The 4,569-nt window shown below is 29.8% G+C and carries 4 protein-coding genes; all 4 read left to right on the forward strand.

Going from position 1 to position 4,569, the window contains the following annotated elements; genetic code table 11:
* Nucleotides 1-1,029: 1,029 nt before the first annotated feature.
* Nucleotides 1,030-1,896 (forward strand): helix-turn-helix domain-containing protein, encoded by an 867-nt coding sequence (locus tag CCZ01_RS09615; RefSeq protein WP_112052995.1) that lies wholly within the window; start codon nt 1,030-1,032, stop codon nt 1,894-1,896.
* A gap of 14 nt (nt 1,897-1,910) precedes the next feature.
* Entirely contained in the window at nt 1,911-2,621 is a 711-nt protein-coding gene (locus CCZ01_RS09620; RefSeq protein WP_112052996.1) for a hypothetical protein, read from the forward strand.
* A gap of 351 nt (nt 2,622-2,972) precedes the next feature.
* Nucleotides 2,973-3,917: an AAA family ATPase gene (locus CCZ01_RS09625; RefSeq protein ID WP_181566390.1), complete on the forward strand. Its 945-nt coding sequence runs from the start codon at nt 2,973-2,975 to the stop codon at nt 3,915-3,917.
* Nucleotides 3,918-3,935: 18 nt separating this feature from the next.
* Complete coding sequence (locus CCZ01_RS09630; RefSeq protein ID WP_112052998.1) at nt 3,936-4,481, forward strand: BRO-N domain-containing protein; 546 nt, start codon at nt 3,936-3,938, stop codon at nt 4,479-4,481.
* Nucleotides 4,482-4,569 lie beyond the last annotated feature (88 nt).

Here is a 4,569-nt window from a genome sequence, read left to right on the forward strand (position 1 = left end):
ATCTTTGCTACTGATAGCTTAATAGCTGGGATAGATATTAGTTGGTAAGTGTCCTAATATTATTGGAGAGCCAACCTTACACTTTCGTAAATTATAAAACAATATTTATATATAAATATAAATATAAATATCTTAGAGTATCTTAATATAAGTAATTAAATTTAAATATATATTTTTATATTTAAATATATCTATTAACATTTAAATATAGTTTTATATTAATATATATAATTTAATATAATAATATATATGAATTATATTTGTTTTTATGTATATATAAGTATTTTTAATTATAAAATAATATTTATATATGAATATAGATATATTAAAGTTTATTAATATATATTTAGATTTAAATATATAAATACATTTCATTTATGATATTAAATTATGATAAATTTATGTTTAATATATTAATATATATAATTAAATTTAATTATATAAAAGATAGTGAACGGTGGTTTATAGTTAGGCGGTTTATTTAAGATTCATGTAGGAAGAATTTGATCAAAATAAAATTCAAAAATTTTAAAAATTTGGGAATTTTTATTGATTTTTCTCGCTTATTTTTGTTATTTTCATAAAATTTCAATATTACCTTTTAAAAGCATTTTTATCGTCATATTTTTAAAAATAATATTTTAAAGCCATAATAGTATTGTTTTATTATTAAAGTGTCTTATTTTTGCTTTAAATTGTGTTTATGGGTGTATTGAATTATTATTTTTGGTTAATTTGTGCTTGTTGTTCAAAAATTAAAAATTTCTAGTGGCTTGGGAAAACAATACGAACACAAATAGATTAAGATGTAAAAAAAACGCTGAAAACCCCTTGTTTAGGTGCTTGTAGCGTTTTAAAATTCCCACCAGTGGGAATTTCTGTCCCACCAGTGGGAATAGCTCTCCCACCAGTGAGAATTCCCATTTGGGAATAATTATTCTATTTTAAGGGAAATATTAGGATTATTAAGGTAAATTTTTCTAAAAGTTTCAGAAAAATGGAAATTTTTCATATTCAAGGAGAGTTAAAATGAACCGAAAAATTAAAAATCTTGAAAAGGAAATAGAGTATTCCTCAAAACTTTATAATAAAGTCGTTGAAGTAAAAGATAGTAAGACGGGCGAGGTTACTTCTGAAACTTCATCATTTGTGCGAAGAGAAAAAACAAGAGATGATTTTGTAAAGCTTTTTGTGCAAAATATCGACTTTGTAAACAAAAATCTTTCTGACTCTGCACTGAGAGTTCTTTTGGCAATGATGAAATTCATTAATTACCAAAATATTTTTGTCTATAATCAAGAGTTTGTCTCTTATTTTGAAAGAAATAAAATTTTAGGAAAATCTAGTGTCTATCGAGCTTTTCAGGAGCTAGAAGAAGCTCAAGTGATTATAAAATTAGGAGACGATTTAAAACGAGAATACGATATGCTTGTAAAGAAGGCATATATTATTAATCCAAATATCGTTGGTAAAGGTTCTTTTATGGATATTAAAAAACTAAGGAGAACAATTGTTCAAGATTTTGATTTTGTTAATTTTGAGCTGTCTCAGAATATTACTACAGAAACGATTTATAAAGATCTTGATGAGATAATTAACAATCCAAGTGCTTTCGTGATAGATTCTGTCGTTGAGGAACAAAGCGAAAACGGAAATATTGAGCGAATCATAACAATTGCAGAGAAAAACGACAATTATGATAATGAAATAGAGGAAACAAAAGAAACTTTAAATCTTTACAGAGATGATGATTATTCTGTGCAAGAACATGAAAAAAGGGAAAAAGAGGTTTTAGAATTAAAATTGAAGTTAGCGAGAGAAGAAAATCACAAAGCAGAATTAGAAATTAAAAATAAAGAACTTTCAATTCAGCTTTTGCAACTACAACAAAAATAAGTGAAAAAGTTACAGTGATTCAGAGTCCAAGAAGCCATAAATCGCAATCTTTTTTAAGAGAGGCAAAATATGCTGTATTTATTTTGGACCAAGAAGAAAAAGAGAATTATTTTTCTCAGCATATAAAAAAATTGCTTGAAAAACGTAAAAATGGAAATAGATTTACAGGAGAAACAAGTGTCAAACAACAGCTTTTAGCAGCATTATCTCAATTAGGAGAAGTGAAAACAGCAAATATTTGGGCAAGGAAGCTTTTGGTTGAAAAATCTGCGATTGATAGCCTAAGAGCAGAAATTGATTCTGCGCTCCGACAAGAAAATATTTTTGGTGTAATAGAAATTCATCTGCAAGATGCAGAAATTAATTCTTCTCATATTCAATTTGTAGGTATAAAAGCTCATAGAGCTGAAGAGATTATTGCAGAAATTTTACTCCAAAATAGATATGAGGACAGCTTTTTGAGTGCGATTGGTAGAGATATAAAACCAAAATATGAGCCTAAGGATTCTTTACAAGAATTAGTGCAAGAATCCTTAGAGGAAAAAAATGAATATACCCATAAAAATCCATTATCGGAAATCAAAAAAATTAAAAATATATTAACAAAAAACCTTAAAAAAATTTTTTCAAATACAAAATTAGGCAATAGTAAAAACAAGAAAAAAAGGCTATTTTCGAATTTGAGTAACGATGAGATTTTAAGTCTTTTGAGGAGGAGAAGATGAATGTGTGTAAAAAATGATTCAGATTAAATTAAGGTAAAGATAGTTAGAATGCCAAGAATTTGAAAGCCTAAAAATGGAGATATTGATAATGATAAGTAATGGCATTAACGGTGTCGGGGGGGGGGGGGCAACCTTAACCAACCCTTAAAAAATTCAGATGTAGTCTACAAGTGGTTTTATTCTGAAGATTCGTTTCACTACCAAAGATTATTACAACATCAAGAACCGCCGTTCTTATTTTTTCCTACAAAGGAAGATATCCGTAAAAGCTTTACAAATGCAAAGCCTTTTTCTTGCATAGCTCCATATTATCCACCTCCAGAATTTGAAAAACTATTTACTATTGAAGACTTGCCTAATTGCTATGGCATACGCACTACTCAAGAATTCACTTCAAAGATAAGCGAGAAAGATGCCCTAGAAAGTCGCTTAGGATTATCTGTAATTGACTCTCCGTTTACGCTTGAGGCAATCGGTGGAGCAACTTTGTTAAAGCAATGGACAAAAAATCTTTTGAAAGCGGAAGAAAATGGCTATAGAGCAAAAGGTGTTTTTCTAGTTGGAATTCCTGGAACAGGAAAAACATTTTTTCCGAAATGCTTTGCAGGAGAAACGAAAAGACTTCTTATCCAGCTTAATCTTACTCTAATTATGGAATCAGAACAGCCAATCCGCAAACTCAATCAAATTTTTGAATATTTAAGCAATCGGTGTCGTGAATTTCCAAATGAAAAATATGTGCTATTAATTGATGAAATTGAAAAAATGATTGGAAATGCAGAGCCAATCGAAAAACGAATGCTAGGACGCCTACTGACTGTTTTAAACGATATTAACACGGAAGCAAGCGAATATGAATTTAATGCCATATTTTTTGCCACAGCAAATAATTTAGGCTCAATATTAGTAAATAATCCAGAATTTTTAAGACGTGGCCGTTGGGATGAATTATTTTTTATCAATTTGCCTACAATTGAATCCGCAAAAGAAATATTTACCATCTACGCAAAGAAATTTTCTTTGCAAGATATTTTTTTAGAGTATGAAATAGAGCAATTAATGTCTGATATTGCTCATGCTTATCAGGATCGTAATAATCAGGCAAGTAGGTTTCCATACACAGCAAGTGAGATTGAAACTTTTTGCAAAAGATTAGATTTTATGCGTAAAGCAAAAGGTTCTGTTGGTGTTGAAGAAATTGATGAATGTATCAAAGCCGTTATTCCTATTGTCGTTTCTGCAGAAGAAGGTATCAATAAAATGGCGGCACAAAAAGAACTTTTTGTAGAAATCTAAAAGAAAAGGAGCAGAGGTATGAATCTACAAGTGTTTGAGAATGAGAATCTAGGAAGTATTAGAGTGTTAGGCAATAATGAGAATCCTCTCTTTTGCCTAAGGGATATTTGTGAGGTGTTGGAGATAAGTAATACTTCTGATGTTAAAAATGCAATAAAAAGGGAATTTGGAGATGGGGTAGATTTAATCTATCCCATCACTGCTAGTAAAGAAACAATAGAATCAGACTCTGATAATGGGGTCGATTTAATCTACCCCATCAAAGACAGCTTGGGCAGAGAACAACAAGCCACCTTCATCACAGAGCCACAACTCTACTTTGTGCTTATGCGAAGCGACAAACCTAAAGCAAAGCCATTTAGGCAATGGGTTATTAGCGATGTCCTTCCCTCCATCCGCAAAAGTGGAGGTTATTGCAATAAGGACGAAATGTATGTTTTTTTCTTACGAGAAAAATTAAGACTCTTGAAAGAAGCGAATGATGATAAAGAATCAATGTTGAATCTTTTTCAAGATGTTCTTGATTATTGGAAAAACCATTTGGATAAGAAGGATAGTCAATGAGTTCTATAAACAATGATGTTAACAAATTTTTACACTTACTGAGTTCAAGCAAAGAAAATAGAGTAACACCTATTCAAAAAGTAGAAAA

Source organism: Helicobacter monodelphidis, assembly GCF_003288845.1.
Taxonomy (GTDB): Bacteria; Campylobacterota; Campylobacteria; order Campylobacterales; family Helicobacteraceae; genus NHYN01.